General features: G+C 72.9%; 16 protein-coding genes and 1 tRNA gene. 7 read left to right on the forward strand and 10 right to left on the reverse strand.

The window, feature by feature from the left end:
* Positions 1-35: 35 nt before the first annotated feature.
* Together SERN_RS10465 and SERN_RS10470 are read right to left on the reverse strand one after the other, a co-directional pair.
* Complete coding sequence (locus tag SERN_RS10465) at positions 36-671, reverse strand: vitamin K epoxide reductase family protein (RefSeq protein ID WP_233251614.1); 636 nt, start codon at positions 669-671, stop codon at positions 36-38.
* Positions 672-756: 85 nt separating this feature from the next.
* Complete coding sequence (locus SERN_RS10470; protein WP_135850078.1) at positions 757-2307, reverse strand: class I SAM-dependent methyltransferase; 1551 nt, start codon at positions 2305-2307, stop codon at positions 757-759.
* A 465-nt stretch (positions 2308-2772) separates the two neighbouring features.
* Here SERN_RS10470 and SERN_RS10475 point away from each other — a divergent pair, with 465 nt between their 5' ends.
* Entirely contained in the window at positions 2773-3507 is a 735-nt protein-coding gene (locus tag SERN_RS10475) for a M78 family metallopeptidase domain-containing protein (protein WP_135850079.1), read from the forward strand.
* 254 nt (positions 3508-3761) lie between these two features.
* Here SERN_RS10475 and SERN_RS10480 read toward each other — a convergent pair.
* Positions 3762-3845, reverse strand: a tRNA-Leu gene (locus tag SERN_RS10480).
* Between the two features lie 215 nt (positions 3846-4060).
* Between SERN_RS10480 and ligA the strand changes: the two genes are divergently transcribed.
* The gene (ligA, locus tag SERN_RS10485; protein ID WP_158292634.1) at positions 4061-6073 is read left to right on the forward strand and encodes an NAD-dependent DNA ligase LigA; all 2013 of its coding nucleotides are present in this window, start codon (positions 4061-4063) and stop codon (positions 6071-6073) included.
* 63 nt (positions 6074-6136) lie between these two features.
* Here the strand turns inward: ligA and SERN_RS15990 are convergent, their stop codons facing one another.
* From SERN_RS15990 to SERN_RS10500, 3 genes are read right to left on the reverse strand one after another with little or no spacing between them, the layout of a single operon-like run.
* Positions 6137-8305, reverse strand: coding sequence for a glycosyl hydrolase (locus SERN_RS15990; protein ID WP_135850081.1), 2169 nt, complete (start codon positions 8303-8305; stop codon positions 6137-6139).
* On the reverse strand, positions 8302-9033 hold the full coding sequence (locus tag SERN_RS10495) for an HlyD family efflux transporter periplasmic adaptor subunit (RefSeq protein ID WP_135850082.1): 732 nt from the start codon (positions 9031-9033) through the stop codon (positions 8302-8304). The genes SERN_RS15990 and SERN_RS10495 overlap by 4 nt, the downstream gene beginning before the upstream one ends.
* Positions 9033-10907 carry a glycosyltransferase family 2 protein gene (locus SERN_RS10500; RefSeq protein WP_135850083.1) on the reverse strand — a complete coding sequence of 625 codons (1875 nt, stop codon included), beginning with the start codon at positions 10905-10907 and terminating at the stop codon, positions 9033-9035. The genes SERN_RS10495 and SERN_RS10500 overlap by 1 nt, the downstream gene beginning before the upstream one ends.
* Before the next feature lie 260 nt (positions 10908-11167).
* Here SERN_RS10500 and SERN_RS10505 point away from each other — a divergent pair, with 260 nt between their 5' ends.
* Complete coding sequence (locus tag SERN_RS10505; RefSeq protein ID WP_135850084.1) at positions 11168-13267, forward strand: M3 family metallopeptidase; 2100 nt, start codon at positions 11168-11170, stop codon at positions 13265-13267.
* A gap of 56 nt (positions 13268-13323) precedes the next feature.
* Positions 13324-14622, forward strand: coding sequence for a M20/M25/M40 family metallo-hydrolase (locus SERN_RS10510; RefSeq protein ID WP_135850510.1), 1299 nt, complete (start codon positions 13324-13326; stop codon positions 14620-14622).
* 22 nt (positions 14623-14644) lie between these two features.
* On the opposite strand, the gene SERN_RS10515 is transcribed toward SERN_RS10510, so the two are convergent.
* The gene (locus tag SERN_RS10515; protein ID WP_233251615.1) at positions 14645-14863 is read right to left on the reverse strand and encodes a DUF5703 family protein; all 219 of its coding nucleotides are present in this window, start codon (positions 14861-14863) and stop codon (positions 14645-14647) included.
* A 61-nt stretch (positions 14864-14924) separates the two neighbouring features.
* Between SERN_RS10515 and SERN_RS10520 the strand changes: the two genes are divergently transcribed.
* Positions 14925-15185 carry a DNA primase gene (locus tag SERN_RS10520; RefSeq protein ID WP_135850085.1) on the forward strand — a complete coding sequence of 87 codons (261 nt, stop codon included), beginning with the start codon at positions 14925-14927 and terminating at the stop codon, positions 15183-15185.
* 73 nt (positions 15186-15258) lie between these two features.
* Here SERN_RS10520 and SERN_RS10525 read toward each other — a convergent pair whose 3' ends face one another.
* The gene (locus tag SERN_RS10525) at positions 15259-16233 is read right to left on the reverse strand and encodes an aldo/keto reductase (protein ID WP_135850086.1); all 975 of its coding nucleotides are present in this window, start codon (positions 16231-16233) and stop codon (positions 15259-15261) included.
* A 55-nt stretch (positions 16234-16288) separates the two neighbouring features.
* Between SERN_RS10525 and SERN_RS10530 the strand changes: the two genes are divergently transcribed.
* Positions 16289-17137 (forward strand): undecaprenyl-diphosphate phosphatase, encoded by an 849-nt coding sequence (locus tag SERN_RS10530; protein ID WP_408640865.1) that lies wholly within the window; start codon positions 16289-16291, stop codon positions 17135-17137.
* 11 nt (positions 17138-17148) lie between these two features.
* Here the strand turns inward: SERN_RS10530 and SERN_RS10535 are convergent, their stop codons facing one another.
* Positions 17149-18201, reverse strand: a complete 1053-nt coding sequence (locus SERN_RS10535) for a CorA family divalent cation transporter (protein ID WP_158292635.1) — start codon at positions 18199-18201, stop codon at positions 17149-17151.
* A gap of 29 nt (positions 18202-18230) precedes the next feature.
* Here SERN_RS10535 and mshC point away from each other — a divergent pair, with 29 nt between their 5' ends.
* On the forward strand, positions 18231-19556 hold the full coding sequence (gene mshC, locus SERN_RS10540; protein WP_135850089.1) for a cysteine--1-D-myo-inosityl 2-amino-2-deoxy-alpha-D-glucopyranoside ligase: 1326 nt from the start codon (positions 18231-18233) through the stop codon (positions 19554-19556).
* Here mshC and SERN_RS10545 read toward each other — a convergent pair.
* The gene (locus tag SERN_RS10545; protein WP_233251616.1) at positions 19553-20473 is read right to left on the reverse strand and encodes a PAC2 family protein; all 921 of its coding nucleotides are present in this window, start codon (positions 20471-20473) and stop codon (positions 19553-19555) included. The genes mshC and SERN_RS10545 overlap by 4 nt on opposite strands.
* Between the last annotated feature and the right edge of the window lie 42 nt (positions 20474-20515).

A 20515-nucleotide genomic window follows, 5' to 3' on the forward strand; every position in this document is an offset into this window, starting at 1 on the left:
GGCGGGTGGCGGGCGTCGAGTGGTGGGCAGCGGGGTCAGGAGAAGAGATAGACGCCGTACTTCAGGATGATGCCCGCGACCATGGCCGCGAGGATCACGGCGGGGATGAAGAGATCGACGTCGAGGCGGATCAGCTTCAGCGCCACCGCCTGCGCGCGCTCGGGCAGGTAGAGGTTGTCCTCGATGACGTTGATGTGGAGCATCGTGAAGAACGTGACGGTCGTGAAGACCGTGATGGTCAGGCACCAGGGGCACAGCGCGCCGATCACGAACATCGACTGGAAGAACAGCCAGTAGGCGAAGACGAGGCCGAGCAGGTAGCCGACGTTGGCGGCGAACATGAACCAGCGCGGGAACCGCACACCGGCGAGTCCGGCCACTGCGATCGTCAGGACCACGGGTTCGGTCGCCAGACCGATGAAGGCGTTCGGGAACCCGAGGATGTTGGCCTGCGGCGAGATGCCGACGGCGCCGCACGAGATCGCGGCGTTGATGTCGCACCCGAGGTTCGCGTCGGCGTCGGCCGCGAGCAGGATCGCGTCGATCGAGAGCACGGCCGAGGCGATCAGGCAGATGATCGCCGAGATCCCCATGGTGGCGAACAGGAACCTGCGCGAGTGGCGTCGACCGGGCGGATGCGTGGTCGTGGCGGGCTCGGCGGTCGTGGTCACGCCCCAAGGATGCCGCATCCGGGCCGTCCGGGTACCGGAAACCGTGGCCCCGTCCCGCTCGAGGTTCGCGGGAGGTGGCGGCGGGTCAGACGGGACGGCGCGCGACGGACAGCACGTGCGTGTCGGGCCAGTCGACGGCGTCCCCCGAGACGGGGTCGCGCAGCGCCGCACCGGCGGCGAACCGGTGCTCCACAAGCCAGTCGTTGCGCCACGGTCCGCTCGCGGGGTCGAGCTCGAAGCCCGCACCGGTCAGCGTCGTCTCCCAGTCGCTCCACGCCATCGTGGTGAAGCGCTCGTGGCACTCCGAGAGCCAGTTGCGTCGGTAGTCGCGCGTGGTCAGGAACTCCATCGCGTCGCGCAGCGGCATCCGGGCGACGCCGGGCGCCACCCACGCCACCTGGCACCGCCCGCCGGACAGCGCCGGGAAGTCCTGTGCGAACTGCGTCAGCGTGCGGGCGGGGGTGAGCCCGGAGAGGTGGGCCTCGACCCGGTCAGAGCCCCACCCCGTCATGTCGACGGCCTCGCCCGGGTCGTCGCCGTCGAGCACCAGGTCGACCAGGCGCTCGCCGTCGGCCGGACCCAGCACGTCCGAGTTGATCCACACGCCGCCGGGCGCCGTCTGGCGGTAGATGCGCTCGGTGAGCAGCTCGAGATCGGCGCGGCCGTCGCCGTAGCTGGCGATCTCGTGGGTGAGCGCGATCGTGATCGTCGTGTGGACTGAGGAGTCCTCGAAGACGGGTGCGTGCAGGAGGTTGCGCTGCGCGAAGAAGACGTTCGGGTTGGCGAAGGCGCCCTGGTCCCGGCGGTGCTCGGCCTCGGCCACGAGCGCGCGGGAGACGTCCACGCCGAACAGGTCGGACTCGCCCAGCCGCGGATCGCGCGAGGCGCGCTCCAGCAGACCGCCGGCGGCGCAACCGAGGTCCACGACCCTGCCCGGCACGACGTGCCCGCGCACCTGCTCCCACTTGCGGTCGGACCCCTCGTCGAACGCCTTCGAGTACACGGCGTAGTCGCGCGTCTCGGTGAGGTCGCCGTCGGCCGAGACCGTCGGATCCTCGTGCGCGGTCCGGATCGTGGTGACGAGGTCGTAGCGGTCGAGGTAGCGCAGGGCGGCGGGATCGACGAGGTCGCGCCAGCCGGGCTCGTCGCGCACGGCCGCCTCGAGCACGTCCCAGGGCCGGACGGGCTGCGGGTCGCGCGCGTCCTCGACCGGGACGATCCGGTAACCCTGCGCGCGGTAGAGCTCGCTGACCTCGGGCGTCGAGCACGCGACGACGGTCGTGGCGGGGTCGAGCTCGAGACCCAGCGTCAGGGACGCGCTGCGCACGACCGTGGTGGCGAAGCGCGGACTGCGGGCGACGTCCGGCACCGGCGCCACCAGCGAGGACAGCCCGGCGTCGTCGGACACCGCCTCGATCATCGCCTCCCGGCGGTTCGCGGGCAGCGGGTTGCGGCGCGTGCCGTGGTGGGTGGCCGAGGTGAGAGCCCACACCACGCGGGCGTCGTCGGCGACCAGCACGGGCTCACCGGTCTCGTCCGCGGCCCCGCCGAACAGGATCTCGCGCAGCCGGCGGACCTGGTAGCGCGTCACGAGGTGGTGGCGGCCGGGGAGCAGGACGGTGTCGATCGTGGTCACCGCACAAGGATGGCGCACCCTCGTGACCGACGCGCTCGCGGCGTGCTCGTCGGCAGTCGTCATCTCGTCCCCACGGGGCGGTACCGGCACGTCTAGGGTGCTCGACGTGAGATCTCGGGGTGGGGAGCGGTGCCGGTGACGCCCGAGCAGGCGGCCGAGCACGCTCGGCAGTGGGAGGCGAGAGCCGCGACGGCGTGGGACGCGCACGATCGCGCCAGGGCTCAGGCGTACGCCCGTGGATGGTGGCAGGAGCACGCACGCCTGAGCGCGAGCGTCGACCGCCCCCCGCGAGTGGTGCAGCAGCGAACGGCTCCGCCCGCCGGCGGTTATGCCGGACGCCCTTTCCCAGATCCCCCTGGACCGGTGCGTCCGTTCGTTGCGCCGTCGGCCGGCCGGCCGGCCCCCGGGTACCCCGTCGGCCCCGGCCATGCGGTCGCGAGCCGGCGGAGGGGCTCGGGGTGCGCCGTGGCGGCGGCGATCGTGGCCGTCCTCGCCGTGGTGGCGATCCTGGTTGCAGGTCTTGCCGTCCGACTGGCCACCGACCCGCTGGCCGACCCGACCGCCGCCTCCGCGTCACCGACCGCGCCAGCCGTTCCGATGGCTCCGGCGCCGGCGCCGGAGCTGACGACGCCGACGCCGACCCCGACGCCCGACCCACCCACGCCGCAGGAGTCCTTCCACAACGGGGAGCGCGAACAACCGCTGCCCGACCCGGTGCCGCTCAGCACTGCGCTGCCCCCGTTCACCGACCAGTACCCGGATCCCACGGACTGGCTCGCCTCGACCGGGGTCACGGGCATCACCGTCATCCCGACCGACGACCCCACGCTCAACTGCGGCCTGACGGACGGGAACATCACCTACGCCGGTTGCTACCAGGACCAGCACCGGATGGTGGTCTTCGTGTGGTGGAACGCCGACAGCAGCGAGGCGGAGCGAACGTTCCTCGTCGCGCACGAGTTCAGCCACTGGGTGCAGTGGGACCGCTACTTCGACGTCATCTACGCCGCGGCCCAGCAGGGCTTCAACGGGACGCCGGACTGGCGCGGCCTGCTCGAGTCCGACGCGAGCTGTCGAGTTCTCAGCTGGGGCGGGTACGACGAGTCGGTGGTCGCGAGCTCCTCGACCCCGTGCACGACCGAGGGCTGGTACGAGGGCTGGTTCCTCGACCGGGCCAGGGCGATCGGGGTGCAGTTCTAGCGACCCCGCCCGTTGCGGGGACCCGCGCCGCCGGAGTAGCCCCGTCCGAGGCTGCCGTGTCCCGTTGGACGCGGCCGCCGCTCGTGAGAGCGATCCGTCCGTCGTGGGAGCGACGTGCGCGGGGTCGCTCCCACGGCGTATCGATCGCTCTCGCGGTGGGAATACCTCGGGGTCGGGGATGGCTTGTGGCGGAGAAGGGAACACAGAAAAGCCGGACCCACATCTGGGGTCCGGCCGTCTCCTGCGTCGTTCTGTGTCCAGAGGGGGACTTGAACCCCCACGCCCTTTCGGGCACTAGCACCTCAAGCTAGCGCGTCTGCCATTTCCGCCACCTGGACCGGTGGTCTGCTCCGACGTGACCGGTTGTTCTCCGACCGCGTCAGGCAGCGGAGAAGACACTACCATTCACTTTCCGTGGCGCACAATCGGCGTCCTGGTGCGGAAAGGTCCGCCTCGGCGCCGGTCCTCCGATCGCGTGTCGGCGCCCCGCACTACAGTGTCGACGACCCCCGCGACCAGCCTTCACACCCGTTCGAGAAGCCCCGAGGACACCGTGACACCGACCGATCCTGACGCCGTCGACCTGGTGGCCCTGGCCCGACGGCTGCGCGCTGCGGCGTCGGCCTACTACGACGGCACCGAGCAGACGATGACCGACGCCGAGTACGACGCCGCCGTCGACCTGCTGCGGGACGCGGCGGCCGGCGACCCGGTGCTCGAGGCCTCGGTGGCCGACCTGCTCACCGCGGTCGCCGCGGGGCAGTCCAAGGGCGGTGACGTCGTCCACCCGAGCCTCATGGGCTCGATGGAGAAGGCCAAGACGCTCGAGGAGGTCGCCGCGCTCGTGGCGGCCGTCGCCGGCCCGGTCCTGGTCGAGCCCAAGCTCGACGGTCTGGCGGTCCGCGCCGTCTACCTCGACGGCGCGCTGCGCCTGGTGGCCACGCGGGGCAACGGCACCACGGGCGAGAACATCACGGGCAAGGTGCGTTCGCTCGAGGTCGTCGGTCTCCCTCAGCGCCTGCGGGACGGTGCGACGTCGGTGGAGGTGCGCGGCGAGGTCTTCATGGCCGACGCCGACTTCCCGCGCGCGCAGGAGGTGCGCGCCGAGCTCGGCGGTACCCCGTTCATCAACCAGCGCAACGGCGCCGCCGGCATCCTGCGCAAGGGTGACACCGGGTACGCGGGGCTGCTGCGGTTCGCGGCCTACGACGTCGTCCCGCTGGAGGGTGAGGCGAGGACGATCGGTGCGCCGTCCTACGCGCAGCGCCTGATCGACGCCGGCGCGCTCGGCGTGACGACGGCCAACGGCCTCGTGGCCGACCTGGACGCGCTGCCCACGCAGGACGGCGACGACGTCGTCGCGCGCGTCGCGCTGCTGGACGCCGGGCGGGATCGGCTCGGGTTCCCGATCGACGGTGCCGTGGTCAAGGCCGACACCGACGACGACCGCCTCCGGCTGGGGATGGGGTCGCGCGCACCGAAGTGGGCCGTGGCCTACAAGTACGAGGCCCAGCAGGCCACCACGACCGTGCGGGCCATCACCACGACGGTCGGCCGGACCGGGCGGCTCTCGATCCGCGTCGAGGTCGAGCCGGTCTTCGTCGGCGGGACGACCATCACCTACGCCACGGGGCACAACGCGCCGTGGATGCTGGAGCGCGACGTCCGTGTCGGTGACACCGTGGTCATCAAGCGGGCGGGTGACGTCATCCCCTACATCGAGACGGTCGTCGTCGCCGCCCGGTCCGAGGGCTCCGAGCCGTGGGTGCCGCCGGAGACCGATCCGAACGGCAACCCGTGGGACAGGACCACCCTGCTGTGGCGCTCCACGGACCCGACGCTGTCGGTCGGTGGGCTCATCGAGTACGCGGTGGGGCGCGACGCGTTGGACATCGAGGGCATCGGCTCGGAGATCGTGGCCGCCCTGGTGGAGAACGGCCACGTCAGCACCGTGGCGGACGTCTTCGCGCTGGACCTGGAAACCCTGACCACCCTGCAGCTGTCCGAGGGCCGGACCCTGGGTGCGAAGAACGCCGCCAAGATCCACGCCGAGATCGAGCGGGCGCGCTCGGCCCCGTGGAACCGCGTGATCACGGCGCTGGGCATGCGGATGACCGGCCGCACGTCCTCGCGCAGGCTCGCCGCGGCGTTCCCGACCATGGCCCGGCTCCGCGCCGCCTCCGTGGAGGAGCTGGCCGACGTCGACGGCATCGGGCCGATCAAGGCGCAGGTGATCTTCGACGGCCTGCACGCGCTGGAGGAGGCGGGCGTGCTCGACGCGCTCGAGCGCCACGGGGTCCACCTGGGCAGCGACCGCGACGGTGACGAGACCGAGCTGCCGCTCACGGGCCTGACGATCGTGGTGTCCGGTTCGGTGCCGGGCTACACCCGCACCACGGTCGCCGAGATGATCGAGGCGAAGGGCGGCCGATCCTCCAGCTCGATCTCCGCGGCCACCAGCGTGCTGGTCTCGGAGCCCTCGACGTCGGCCAAGTACGTCAAGGCGGCCAAGCTCGGCGTCCGCATCCTCACGCCGCAGGAGTTCCTGGAGCTGGCCGGCGTCTGAGCCGCCGGCCGCGATCCGCACGGGCGTGCGGATCGCGGCCCGGTCATCCCTGCGCGGCCACCATCAACCCTGTGCAGCCACCATCAGCCACGCGAGCAGGTAGGACCGCGAGAACGCGCCGTCGATCGCGTCGTCCGGCAGCTCCCGCGCCTGCGCGAGCGCGGCCGTGGCCGCCTCCGGACCGGCCAGCGCGCGGTAGGCGAGCAGGTAGTCGGAGAACTGGGGAACGTCGCTCGGCACGGCGTCGGCACCGTCCCACGCCTCGCGCACCACGGCCTCGACGTGCTCGGGCGAGCTGTCGCCCAGGTACGCCTGCGACGGGGACATGGGCAGCAGCTGGATACCGGCCATCGCGGAGGCCTCCGGCGAGAACCAGGTCGCCCAGTCGCGCTTGCCGCCCCAGTTCATCGCCACGATCTCGTGCTCGAAGGAGCCCATCCCGACGCCGTCGAGGTTGGGGTCCATCCAGTAGTCGAGCGCGCTGGTGGCCTCGTTCGCGAGCAGCCACGCCCCGGTCGTCGCGAGGTCGGACCGCTCGCTGACCCGGCCCCACAGCTCCAGCCCCGCCCACGCGGTCACGGCCTCGGAGCTGGACTCCTGGTTGTTCCCGTCGGCGAACGGGGAGGGGCCGGACGCCCACGAGTGCCCGCGGTAGGGATCGAACACGCGGCGGACCGGCACCTGGTCGGTGGTCGCGGGGGAGGCGACGTCGGCCGCCAGGGCCTCCATCGTCGGCGCCATCTCCTCGACCCGGTCGGGGTCGAGGGTGCCGAGCACGGCCGCGGCGTAGAGCAGGTAGCCGTAGTGGAAGTGGTGGTCGTTGAACTCCTCGGAGCCGAACGACGGCGCCATCCCGACCACGCCGCGCCACTGCTCGTCGTAGACGAGGCAGCGCTCACCACCGGCGTCGCCACCGGGCTCGCCGCAGCCGGTCAGCCACGGCTCGATCCCCGCCGTCAGGCGAGCCACGGCGTCGGCCCGCAGGTCGGCGTCGCCCAGCCCGTCCGCGAGGGAGGCGAGCATCGCGAGCCGGTACAGGGCCTTGGTGCCGAAGTAGGAGTCACCCGGGAGCACCTCGGGGGTGGCGGCGAGGTCCTCGCGCAGCGCGGCGACGACCTCCTCGCGCTCGTCCTGCGGCAGGTCGGCCACGCCGTCGAGCGACGTGCGCGCCTCGCGCAGCGGCACCGTCCAGGTGGAGGTCGACCCCCCGCAGACCGTCAGCTCGCCGAGCACGCTGGCGTAGCTGCCGAGGTCGCAGACCTCGGCCGCGCCCTGGTGGGGCAGCCGCGCGACGGCGCTCGCCCCGCCGTCGACGGTGGCGTAGGTCAGCGTGGTGGTCGCGAGGCCCGCGGTCGGGTCCACGTCGCCCGCCACGCTCGTGGACTCCACGGGGTGGGAGGCGGCGGCCACGAGGCCCGAGGGCGACTGCCCGTCCGGTACGGCCCACAGCACGGCGACCTCGTCGGCGGCCAGTGCAAGCGTTCCGCCCGACAGCGCGTCGGTCGGCACCAGCGCGGCGTAGGTGTGGGTGGCGACGTCGGTCGTCGCCAGCACGAGGCCCGTCGGGACGTCGCCGGCCGCGGCGGCGTCCACGGGGGTGAGGTCCGGTCCGAGTCCGAGCTGGACGTCCTGCCGCGCGGTCACCGTCACGAACGGCGACCCCTCGGCCAGCAGCGTCGAGGTCAGCGGCTCGCCGCCCTCGTCCAGGTGGTCGACGCGCACGCTGAGCTCGTCCCACGCCGCCACCACGAACGAGGCCGCCGGCACGTCCAGGACGACGCGGTCGACGTGCGCACCGGTGATGACGGCGGCGGTCGAGGCGACGTCGGGCAGACCGATGGCCACCTGGGAGGAGGAGATCCGGGCGCTGAGGGGCAGCGGGAACACGGGGAGCGACTCCTCGGACAGCGCGAGCGAGGAGAACCACCGGTTGGTGGGCGGCAGCACGCCGTCGGCCAGCCGCAGCGTGGTCGGCGGGGTCAGGGTCTCTCTCGGCAGGGCGGCCAGCGCCTCGCCCTGCGACGCCGGAGCCTCGGTCGGGAGCGCGGCAGCCGTCGCCGAGGCGGGAGGCCCCGCGGACGACGAGGACGCGCCCGGCCCGCCGGCCGACCCGGCGGGGCCACCGGAACCGTCAGCACCGCCCGAGCCGGGGGTGCAGGCCGCCAGACCGACCGCGCCGGTCAGCACGACGGCGAGCAGAGCGACCGCCGGACGCGAGACGCCACCGATCACAGGCCGATCTTCCGGCCGAAGTCACCGAGGCTGCGGGAGACCTCGGCGAGCGGGCCCTCCTCGCGGAGCGACATGCTCGCCTCGACCGGGGTGCCCGGCTGGTAGAGGCCGTCGGGGTTGGACCCGGCCAGCGCGTCGCTGGCCACGACGACCACGGCGCGGGCACGGCCCTCGTCGGTGGTGACGGAGACGGACCGGACCGTGCCGTCCAGGTGGGCGGCGTTCGGCAGCGACAGCTGCACGGGCGCACCGATCTCCACGCGGGCGTACTCACGCGGCGTGAGGTCGAACTGCGCCTGGACGTAGAGCGTCTCGGGCTGCGCGATCGCCGTGAGGATCGAACCGGCGGGGACGAAGGACCCGGCGCGCGCACCGAGACCGGTGACGATGCCGTCGGCCGGGGCGAGGAACGTCATGGTGCCGGCGTCGTCCACGGTGTAGCCGCCGGAGTCGGTGGCCACGGTGCCCTCGCGCAGGTCGCGCTGGAGGGCGAGGGAGGCGACGGTGAAGAGCTCCTGTCCGGCGGTGACGGCGTCGCCGTCGGCCACGAAGGTCTCCTCCACGGTGCCGGGGTAGTCGGTGCCGATCTCGAGCGAGCCGATCTGGATGGAGGCCGTGTCGCTCGTGCTCTGCGACAGCCGGTTGCCGAGCAGCACGGTCGAGCCGGCCGTGACGACGAGGACGACGAGGACGCCGGTGAGGAGCTTGAGGACGGAACGCAGGGACATCAGCGGGCTCCAGAGGGAGAGGGGGCGGAGGCGGGGGAGGACGCGCGCCTGGCGGCGACGGCGACCTCACGCACCGCCCGGCGGTTCCGGCGCGACTCGGTGGAGGCGTCGTCGGAGGGGGTCGGGGTGCCGGGGCCCCGGGGGCCGGCCGGCGGCGGGGGGGACGGACGATCGGCGTCCGAGGCGGCGGCTCGGGCGGCGCGGGCCTCCCGCGCGAACCGACGGTCCTCGTGCGCACCCTGCAGCAGGAAGCTCCCGACGATCAGGGTGTTGGTGACGTTCCACGCCAGGGCGAGGGTGAACAGTCCGGTCGACTCCTGCTTCAGCACGCCCACCACGGAGGTGATGACGAGGAAGACGAACACGACGGCCTGCGGCACCATCCACACGAACGCGGACGAGCGTCGGCCCTTCGCACCGGTGGCGTGCCACGTGGTCTCGCGGCCGAGCAGTGCACCGACGAAGGCGCGGACGTAGATCGGGAACGACACCGCGGCGAGGAGCAGCACCTGCCAGCGGAAGGAGCCGAGCGTGAAGAACGCGATCGCGATCTGCATCCCGTAGAAGCCGACGTAGTACAGCACCCAGGTGCCGGGGGAGATCGTCAGGTTCATCGGAGCGAGGTCGAAGTAGATCTGCATCGGCGGGACCAGCAGCAGCAGGAGCGGCGCGATGCCGGTGAGGTAGTGGGTCGCGGTGACGAAGTACTGCACGCGCTGGTCGAACGTCAGGTTCCGCTTGCGCGAGAACGGGTTGTGGCGCAGCAGGATCTCGAACCCGCCCGTGGCCCAGCGCTGCTGCTGGCGCGTGTAGGCCTCGATCGTCTCGGGGGTGTCGCCGACGGCGAGGGCGAGCGGGATGTAGATGCTCGTCCAGCCGCGCTCGTGCAGGAGCAGCGACGTCCACACGTCCTCCGACTTGGAGTCGGTGTACATGCCACCGATGTCCTCGATCGCCGTGCGGCGGAAGATGACGTTGGTGCCGACGCAGAACGCGGCGTTGAACCGGTTCCGGCCCGGCTGGATGAAGCGGTAGAAGACCGCCTGCATGTACCCCGCGCCCCGCGAGACGATCGAGGAGAGGTTGCGGTAGGTCTGCGGCGTCTGCACGAACGCGACCCGCTCGTCGGTGAAGAACGGCACCGTCTCGAGGAGGAACTCCGGCTCGGGCACGAAGTCGGCGTCGAAGATCGCGAAGTACGGCGCTCGCGAGATGGTCAGGGCGTGGTTGACGTTGCCCGCCTTGGCGCCGTGGCTCGAGAGCCGGCGGACGTAGCGCGCACCGAGGTCGGCGCACAGGTCGCGCACCTCGTCGCTGCGACCGTCGTCCAGCACCCAGGTGGTGTGGCCGCCGTGCATCGCCAGCGCTGCGCGCACGGTGCGCTCGATCGTCGGCAGGCTCTCGCCGTACACCGTGATGAAGACGTCGACGTCGACGACGTCGCCCTCCATGGTCATCGGCCACCGGTGCGGGGAGTCCTGAAGTCCGGCGTCGGCCACCTGCGTCGGGTCCACCAGCTCGAGCTGCGCCCGGTAGAAGGCGAACGTCCGCGGGTTGTAGCCCGAGGAGAGGATGGTCCACATCGCCAGCAGCGCGTGCGCGACGATCAGGCACTCCGCGACGATCACCAGCACGTACGGCAGCAGGTCGCCGCGGTTGGCCGGGTTCAGCAGGAACACCGAGTAGGCGATCGTCCCCAGCGTGGCCAGGAGCACGAGCATCATCAGCGACGGCGACTCGACCGGCGAGGCCGATCGGCGTCGTGTGAGGCGCCTGTCGGCCTCCTGCGCGGCGTCGCGGTCGAGCTCACGCTCGAGGAGGCGGTCGAACGGGGTGCGGGTCGAAGGGTCGGTCGGAAGCGGCGTCGAGGTCATGACGATCCTGCCCGGGTCGGGTACGGGGGTGGGCGAGGGCGGATCACCGTCGACGAAGCCGCCGATGATGCGCGCTGGCGGCGGTGCCGAGGTGCGTCCCGGGGGGGACGCGTCACGTGGTGCGGTGACCACCGTGACAGGGCCACCGCAGCGTCACCCTTGGGTTGCACGTGTGCCGGACTGTGGCGACCTCAGGTCTTGCACAGGACTGTCAGGCACCGGCTCCGCGACCATCCCCGGACGGCAGGCAAGATGGAGTCATGGTTCCTCACGCACCCGCGCCCCTCGATCCGAGCAACCCGTTCGCCGCGCCCTCGACGCTCGACCACGGGCTGCCGCCGCTGACCGAGATCCGGCTGGAGCACTTCCGCCCGGCGATCGAGGCGGGCTTCGCGCAGCAGCGCGCCGAGTGGGAGACGATCGCCACCGATCCCGCGCCCGCGACCTTCGTCAACACGGTCGAGGCCCTCGAGCACTCCGGCGAGCTGCTGACCCGCGCGCTCCACGTCTTCTACGTCTACACCTCCTCGCTCGGCGGCGAGGAGCTCGACGCGATCGCGGCCGACGTCGCCCCGGCGCTCGCGGCCCACGGTGACGCGTTCCGGCTCGACCCTCGCCTGTTCGCCCGCTACCTCGCGGTCGAGGCCGCCGAGCCCGACCTCGAGGGCGAGTTCGCCTACCTCCTGCAGCAGCTGATCAAGGACGCCCGTCGCGCCGGCGTCGACCTGGGCGAGACCGAGCAGGACCGGCTCCGCGCCCTCAACGGTGAGCTCACGAGCCTGGAGACGCTGTTCGGCCAGCAGGTCGTGGCCGGGATGAAGCACGCGGCCGTGCCGGTCACCGACCCCGCGCTGCTCGCGGGGCTGTCCGACGGCGACCGCGCCGCCCTCGCGCAGACCGCGACCGACCGCGGCAGCGACGCCGACCACCTCGTCACCCTGATCCTGCCGACGTCGCAGCCGATCCTCGTGGACGCCACCAGCCGCGAGCTTCGCGCCCGGGTGCAGGAGTCCTCCACGAGCCGGGGCACCGGCGTCGACCCCGACTCCGACACCCGCCCCACGATCCTCGCGCTGGCCCGCAAGCGCGCCGAGCGCGCCCAGCTCCTGGGATTCCCGCACCACGCGGCCTACGTGGCGGCCGACGGCACCGCCGGGACGAGCGAGGCGGTGATGGGCATGCTGAACCAGCTCGCCCCCGCCGCCGCGCGCAACGCGCGCGCCGAGGCGGCCGAGCTCGACGCGGAGCTCGCCTCCGACGTCGGCGCGCAGGGTGGCGACGACGGCGACGTCACGCTCACGGCCGCCGACTGGCGCCACTACGCGGAGAAGGTCCGCCGCACGCGCTACGACGTCGACATGGCCGGTCTCCGGCCCTACTTCGAGCTCGAGCGGGTCCTGGTGGACGGCGTCTTCTGGACGGCCACGCAGCTGTACGGCATCACCTTCGTCGAGCGCCCCGACCTGCCGACCTACGCGGACGGCATGCGGGTGTGGGAGGTGCTCGACTCCGACGGGTCCTCGCGCGGCCTGTTCCTGGGCGACTACTGGGCCCGCGAGGGCAAGCGCGGCGGGGCGTGGATGACGAGCTTCGTCAACCAGTCCCGGCTCAAGGGGACGCACGCCGTCGTCACCAACACGCTCAACGTGCCGCGACCGCCCGCGGGGGAGCCGACGCTCCTGACGTGGGACGAGGTCATCACCACGTTCCACGAGTTCGGTCACGCGCTGCACGGCCTGCTCTCCGACGTCCACCTCCCCTCGCTCTCGGGCACGGCCGTGCCCCGCGACTTCGTCGAGTACCCCTCGCAGGTGAACGAGATGTGGGCCACCCACCCCGACGTCATGGCGCGGTACGCGCGCCACCACCTCACGGGTGAGCAGCTCGACGGTGACGTCATCGCCCGCCTGCGCGAGGCGGCGAGCTACGGCGAGGGCTTCGCGACCGCGGAGTACCTCGGCGCCGCGCTGCTGGACCAGGCGTGGCACCACCTGGCGCCCGACGACGTCCCGACCGACCCCGCCGACGTCGTCGCGTTCGAGGAGCGTGCGCTCGAGGCCGCGGGCCTCCGCCTCGACCTCGTCCCGCCGCGCTACCGCTCGACGTACTTCAACCACACCTTCGGTGGCGGCTACGACGCCGGCTACTACTCCTACATCTGGAGCGAGGTGCTCGACGCCGACACGCAGGCCTGGTTCGAGGAGGGCGAGAACGGTGGGCTCGAGGCCGCTCGCGGCCGCCGGTTCCGGGACGTCCTGCTCTCGCGGGGGCACAGCGCCGATCCGCTCTCGTTCTACCGCGAGCTGCGCGGTCGCGACGCCGACATCACGCCCCTGCTCGTCCGTCGGGGCCTCCAGTGAGCGCCGCGACCGGCGTCGGCACGGGATCCGGCGCGGACGAGCGCACGCCGTCGCTCATGGAGACCGAGGCCGTCCGCATCTGCCGCGAGCTGATCCGGATCGACTCCTCCAACTACGGCGACGGCAGCGGACCCGGCGAGCGGGCCGCGGCCGAGCACGTGATGACCGAGCTGACCGACGTCGGCTACGACCCCGTGCTGGTGGAGTCCGAGCCCGGCCGCGCCACGGTCCTGCTGCGCATCGACGGTGAGGACTCCTCGCGCCCCGCGCTGGTGCTGCACGGGCACACCGACGTCGTGCCCGCCGAGGCGAGCGACTGGAAGATGGACCCGTTCGGCGGCGAGGAGATGGACGGCCTCATCTGGGGTCGCGGCGCCGTCGACATGAAGGACATGGACGCGATGATGCTCGCCGTCCTGCGCGAGATGAAGCGCGCCGGCCGCAAGCCTCCCCGCGACCTCGCGGTGGCGTTCTTCGCGGACGAGGAGGCCGGCGGCCGGCTCGGGTCGCACTGGGCGGTCGACAACCACCCGGAGTTCTTCGCGGGCGCCTCGCAGGCGATCAGCGAGGTCGGCGGGTTCTCGGTCGAGATCGACGGTCGCCGCGCCTACCTGCTGCAGACCGCCGAGAAGGGGCTCGCCTGGCTGCGGCTCGTGGCCGACGGGACGGCGCAGCACGGCTCCCAGGTCAGCGTCGACAACGCCCTGGTCCGGCTCGCCGGCGCCGTCGCGCGCATCGGCGCCCACTCCTGGCCGCAGGACCTCACGCCGACGGTCCGCGAGCTGCTCGACGGCGTCGCCGACCTCTCGGGGACGACGTGGCACGAGGAGGACCCCGCGTCCATCCACGCGCTCGTGGCCTCGCTCGGTTCGGCGAGCAAGTTCGTCGGCGCCACGCTCGCGACGACGACCAACCCCACGCAGCTCGACGCCGGCTACAAGGCCAACGTCGTGCCGTCGCAGGCGAGCGCCGTGGTCGACCTGCGCTTCCTCCCCGGCCGCGAGGACGAGGCGATGGCCACGCTGCGCGAGCTGGCGGGCGAGGGCGTGCGCATCGAGCCGATCACGACCGACATCGGTCTCGAGGCGCCGTTCAGCGGCGACCTCGTGGACGCGATGGTCGCCTCGATCGACGCCGAGGACCCCGGTGCGCGGGTGCTGCCGTACATGCTGTCGGGCGGCACGGACAACAAGGCGCTGTCGCTGCTGGGCATCGAGGGCTACGGGTTCGCGCCCCTGCGGCTTCCCGCGGACCTCGACTTCGCCGGGATGTTCCACGGCGTGGACGAGCGGGTGCCGGTCGACGCCGTGCAGTTCGGCACGCGGGTCCTGGACCGGCTGCTGCGGGACTGCTGACGGACGGCCGGGGAGGGGGACGTCAGAGGGTGGAGGCGACGCGAAGGACCTTGCGTCGCAGCCACACCTTGCGGGTCCCGCCGATGTAGAGGCGGCTGCGGGCGAGCTCCCAGCGGCCGTACTCGGCCTCGTCGGTCAGGAGCTTGCGGACGTCACCGCCCGAGGTGGTGCGCGGCAGGGTGAGCACGCGGAACTCGTAGGTCGTGCGGCCGGCTGCTGGTGCTCTCACCTCGGTGCTCACGCTCCTTCGGGATCGATGGTCGTCCGTGCCATTGTGCCCCAGGCCGCGATACGGTTGCCGCATGTCAACCGATCCGCGCGCCGCGCTCGACCGCCTCGTCGCGGCCTTCGAATCCCACCTCGAGGCGGCTCGTTCCAGCCGTGACCCCGACGCCGCGACCGTGGTCGACTCGGCCGGAACCCTGGCCGACGCCTTCGACACCTACGACGACGCGCTCTTCACCGCCTACGGCGTCGACACGCCGTTCGACGTCTACGACGAGGACGACGACGACGACTTCGACGAGGACGACGACGAGGACGCGGACGACACCGACGACTGAGCGGTCCGACCGGCCGCGAGGCCGCACCCGATGCACGACCCCGGAGCGAACCGCTCCGGGGTCGTTCCTCGTCTCAGCGCCGCTCGGGGTAGCCGATCTCGGGCGCCGTGACCTCGTCCAGCACCGAGCGGATCTCCGGGGGCAGCGCGCCCTCCTCGCCCGAGACGAGCGAGACGACCGCCTCGAGCTGCGCGGCCGTCCGCGGTCCGACGACGGCGGAGGTCACGCCGGGCGCGTCCCTCGCCCACGCCAGGGCCACCTCGGCGGCGGTGCGGCCGAGCCCGTCGGCCGCCGTCGCCACGGCCTCGACGACGCGGGCGGCGCCGTCGGTCAGGTACGGCTCGACGAACCCGCGCAGGTGCGCGGACGCGGCGCGCGAGTCGGCGGGACGCGCGCGACGGTACTTCCCGGTCAGCACACCTCGACCGAGCGCCGACCAGCCGATGACGCCGAGGCCGAGCCCCGCGGAGGCGGGAAGCACCTCGCGCTCGGCGCCGCGCGCGAGCAGCGAGTACTCCACCTGCGTGGCGGCGAGCGGCAGCCCGGCGGCGGCGGCGAGGGTCGCGAGGTGCGCCGTCGACCAGCCGGGGTAGTTGGAGACGCCCACGTAGCGCGCGCGTCCGGACCGGACGGCGATCTCGAGGGCGGACAGCGTCTCGGCGGCGGGGGTGACGTCGTCGGGCACCTGCACCAGCCACAGGTCGAGGCGGTCGGTGCCCAGGCGTCGGAGGCTGGCGTCCAGGTCGTCCAGGAGCGCCCCGCGGCCGGCGCTGATCCGGACGCCGTGCTCGCCGCGTCGCACGCCGGACTTCCCGCACAGCACGATCTCGTCGCGCACCCCGAGGTCGGCGACCACGCTGCCGAGCGTCTCCTCGGCCACCCCGTCGCCGTAGGAGCCGGCCGTGTCCAGGAGCGTCCCCCCGGCGTCGAGGAACGTCTCGAGCAGGACGCGGGCCTCGTGCTCGTCGGTGTCGCGCCCCCACGTCATGGTGCCGAGGCCGACGGGGGAGGTGACGAGGCCGCTCGATCCGGCACGGCGAGGCTGCATCGCCTCAGGGTACGTGCCCGCTTACGCTGGGCCGGTGACGTGGTGGGAAGCAATCGTGCTCGGAATCGTTCAAGGCCTCACGGAGTTCCTGCCGGTCTCCTCGAGCGCGCACCTGCGCGTGGTGGGGGCGCTGATGCTCGACGGTCAGGACGTCGGGGCGACGTTCACGGCGATCACCCAGATCGGCACCGAGCTCGCCGTCCTCATCTACTTCCGCCACACGATCGTCCAGGTCGTGCGCCGGTGGTGGGCGACGCTGCCCGAGATCCGGGCGGGCGGGCGGTGGCGCAACCCGCTGCGCCTGGCCGATCCCGACGCCCGCATGGGCTGGCTGATCATCATCGGCTCGCTGCCGATCGTCGTGCTGGGCGTGCTGTTCCAGGACGCCATCGAGGGCGCGCTGCGCGATCTCCGCTTCACCGTCTTCACGCTCGCGTTCTTCGCCGTGCTGCTGTGGGCGGCGGATCGCTGGGGACGTCAGGTCAAGTCGCTGAAGGTGCTCGACGGCCGCGACGGCATCGCGTTCGGTCTCGCGCAGGCGATGGCGCTGATCCCCGGCGTGTCCCGCTCGGGCGGCACCATCACGGCGGGCCTCGCGATGGGGTACACCCGCGAGGCGGCGGCCCGCTACTCCTTCCTGCTCGCGGTCCCGGCCGTGCTCGGATCGGGCTTCTACCAGCTCGCCAAGGCGATCGGCGGGCACAGCGACGGCGGACTCGTGGTGAGCGGGGGAGCGACGCTCCTGGCGACGGCGGCAGCGTTCGTCGTCGGCTTCGTCGTCATCATCGGCTTCCTCAAGATCGTCTCGAGCCGCGGCTACCTGCCGTTCGTGATCTACCGCCTGGTGCTCGCCGGCGTGCTCGCGATCCTGCTGCTGACCGGGACGCTCAGCCCGACCGTCTGACCGCGGGATGGCTACAGCCAGCCCGACCGCTTGAACAGGCGCTGCAGACCGACCACGAGCACGAGGATCACGCCCAGCACCGTGGGGTAGCCCCAGTGCCACGTGAGCTCGGGCATCCAGTCGAAGTTCATGCCGTAGATCCCGGTGATCGACGTCGGCACGGCCGCCAGCGCCGCGTAGGCGGAGATCTTGCGCATGTCGGTGTTCTGGCGCACCTGGACCATGGTCAGCTGCGCCGTCAGCATGTCGCCGAGGAGCCGGTCGTCCGTCTCCAGCGCCTCGGCGACGCGGCGAAACCCCTGCTCCAGCCGCTCCAGGTGCGCCAGCGCGGCGGCGTCGAGACGGGACGAGCTCCCACCGTCGTCGCCGTCGGACCCGCCGTCGTCGTCCTCGTCACCCCGGTCGTCGGCGTCGGTGACCAGCGTCAGCCGGTTGATGACCGGCAGCACGTGTCGCCGGGCGTCGGCGATCGCGCGCTTGAGCCGGTAGATCCGGGTCACGTTGGTGTCGCTGGAGGAGTCGGAGAACACGTCCTCCTCGAGGGCCGCCGTCCGGGCGGTGACGGCGTCGCTCAGCGCCGTGACGTGCTCGAGCGCGAGCGTCAGCAGGGAGCGGGCGACCACGTAGGTGCCCCGGCGCTTCGCGGGCGGGAGTGCTCGGACCCGCGCGAGGAGCCGTTCGATCACCCGGGGGTCGCGCGCCGCCGTCAGCACGCGGTCGTGCCGTGCCACCAGGTGCACGATCTCGGACGTGACGGGGTCCTCGCCCTCGTCCAGGGAGAGCAGGGCCACCCGCAGCGCCACGGTGTCGTCGCTGAGCGAACCGTTCGGGTGCGCGGCGAGCACCGTGTCGGTCGCGCGACGCAGGGCGTCCTCGCCCTCCGACGCGAGTCCGGTCTCGGCGAGCGCCTCGATCATCGCGTCGTGCCACCGCTCGCGGTCGGGCGGCAGCACCTCGACCACCCAGCGTTCGCGCGCCCCCTCCCAGGCGGCGTCGGGGGCGGGGTGGTCCCCACCCCGCTCGAGCAGCTCGCCGTCGGCCGTCAGTCGGTACTCGGTGCGCACGCCCCCATCGTGCTCGGTAAACTCGACGCGTGCATGCCTGGCGATCACCCGCAGTCCCCGTCCTCCCCGCGGCCCCCGGTGCGGAGGCCGGCGCGAGGGCATCGGCCCGCCGCACCCTGGTCCACGACTCGGCCACCCGGGAGGTCCGCGCCGTCGGCGGTCCGCGTCGCGCGAGCCTGTACGTCTGCGGCATCACGCCGTACGACGCCACGCACCTGGGTCACGCCGCGACCTACCTGACGTTCGACCTGCTGGTGCGCAGCTGGCGCGACGCCGGCCTGGCGGTCACCTACGCGCAGAACGTGACCGACGTCGACGATCCGCTGCTGGAGCGCGCGCGGGAGACCGGCGTCGACTGGCGCGACCTCGCCGCGTCGCAGACGGACCTGTTCCGCGGCGACATGGAGGCGCTGCGGATCATCGCCCCCGACCACTACCTCGGCGCCGTCGAGACCGTGCCCGACGTGGTGCGCGCCGTCGAGCGCATGCTGGCCGACGGCGCCGCCTACCGGGTCGGTCCCGGCGCGGACGGGCACGGGGACGGCGACGTCTACGCCGACCTCGCGAAGGACGTCCGGTTCGGGCTCGAGCCCATGGGCGACGGCGTGGATGAGGTCTCCCGGCTGGCCGAGTTCTCCGCGATGGGCGGCGATCCCGACCGTCCCGGCAAGCGGTCGCCGCTGGACCCGCTGCTGTGGCGGACCGAGCGCCCGGACGACCCCTCGTGGGACGGGCGCGGTCTCGGGCGGGGCCGTCCCGGCTGGCACGTGGAGTGCGCGACGATCGCGGCCATGACGCTCGGCGCCCCCGTCGACGTCCAGGGCGGCGGGCGCGACCTGCGCTTCCCGCACCACGAGATGTCCACGAGCCACCTGCGGATGATCTCGGGTGACGCGAGGCCGGTCGGGGCCCAGGTGCACGCCGGTCTGCTCGCCTACGAGGGCGAGAAGATGAGCAAGTCGCGCGGCAACCTCGTCCTCGTGTCGCGGCTGCTCGCCGAGGGTGTCGAGGCGATGGCGATCCGCCTCGTGCTGCTCGCGCACCGCTACTCCACGTCGTGGGAGTTCCACCACGCCGAGCTGATCGACGCCGCTCGGCGGCTCGCGACCTGGCGCGACGCGGTCGCTCGCACGAGCGAGCTCGACGATCCGGCGTCGGCCGACGTGGTCGAGGAGGTCCGGGCGGCCCTGGCGGACGACCTCGACGCACCGCGCGCGCTTGCCGCGGTCGACGCGTGGGTGGGCCGTGTCCTGGCCTCCGACACCTCCGACAGCTCCGACGAGCGCGGGACCGCACCGGGCGGCGGGGCCGTCGTGCGCGACGCCGTCGACGCCCTGCTCGGCGTGGCCCTCTAGCGGTTCGGGCCGGGGCCGCCGTCGCGGCCCGTCCCGCCGTCGCGACCCGTGCCGGGGTCGCGCCGGCGCAGGTACTGCTCGAACTCGCGCGCGATCGCCTCGCCGCTCGCCTCGGGCAGCTCCGCGGTGTCCTTGACCTCCTCGAGCTGCTGCACGTACTCGGAGATCTCGGGGTCCTCCTCGGCGAGCTCGTCGACCCCGCGCTGCCACGCCCGGGCGTCCTCGAGCAGGTCGCCCATCGGCAGCGGTTCGCCCACGACCTCCTCGAGCGCGGCCAGCAGCGCCAGTGTCGCCTTGGGGGAGGGCGGCTGAGCGACGTAGTGCGGCACGGCGGCCCACACCGACAGCGTGCGCATGCCCTCCTCGCGCGCGGCGTGCCCGAGCACCGAGATGATGCCGGCGGGGCCGGTGTACTCGGAGGCGTCGAGGCCGAACTTGGCCTGCAGCGTCGGGTCGTCGCTCGTGCTCTGGACCGGGATGGGGCGGGTGTGCGGCACGTCGGCGAGCAGGGCGCCGACGCCGACGAAGGTGGCGGGCCCCCAGCTCTTCACGACGGCGATGATCTCGGCGCAGTACTGGCGCCACCGCATCGAGGGCTCGATGCCCTGCACCAGGAGCACGGTGCGACCGGTCACGGGAGAGCGTGTGAGCGACACGCGGGTCGCGGGCCAGGTCAGCTCGCGGCCACCGGCGGCGGCCCCCGGGGTGCCGGGCGCGCCGTCGAGGTCGACCGTGGTCGGCGGGCCGACGACGGGGCGGTTGACCTGGAAGTCGTAGAAGTCCTCGGGATCGAGCGCGGCGACGGGGCGGGCGCCCCACGCCGTCGCGATCTGGGAGAGGGCCTCGCTCGCGGCGCTGCCGGCGTCGTTCCACCCCTCGAAGGCGGCGAGCACGAGCGTGGGTTGCTGGTCGGTCACGATCCCAGCCTACGCAGCCGTGCCGCAGCAGCCGCGCGTCGG

This window comes from Serinibacter arcticus (assembly GCF_004786095.1).
Classification (GTDB): Bacteria; Actinomycetota; Actinomycetes; order Actinomycetales; family Beutenbergiaceae; genus Litorihabitans; species Litorihabitans arcticus.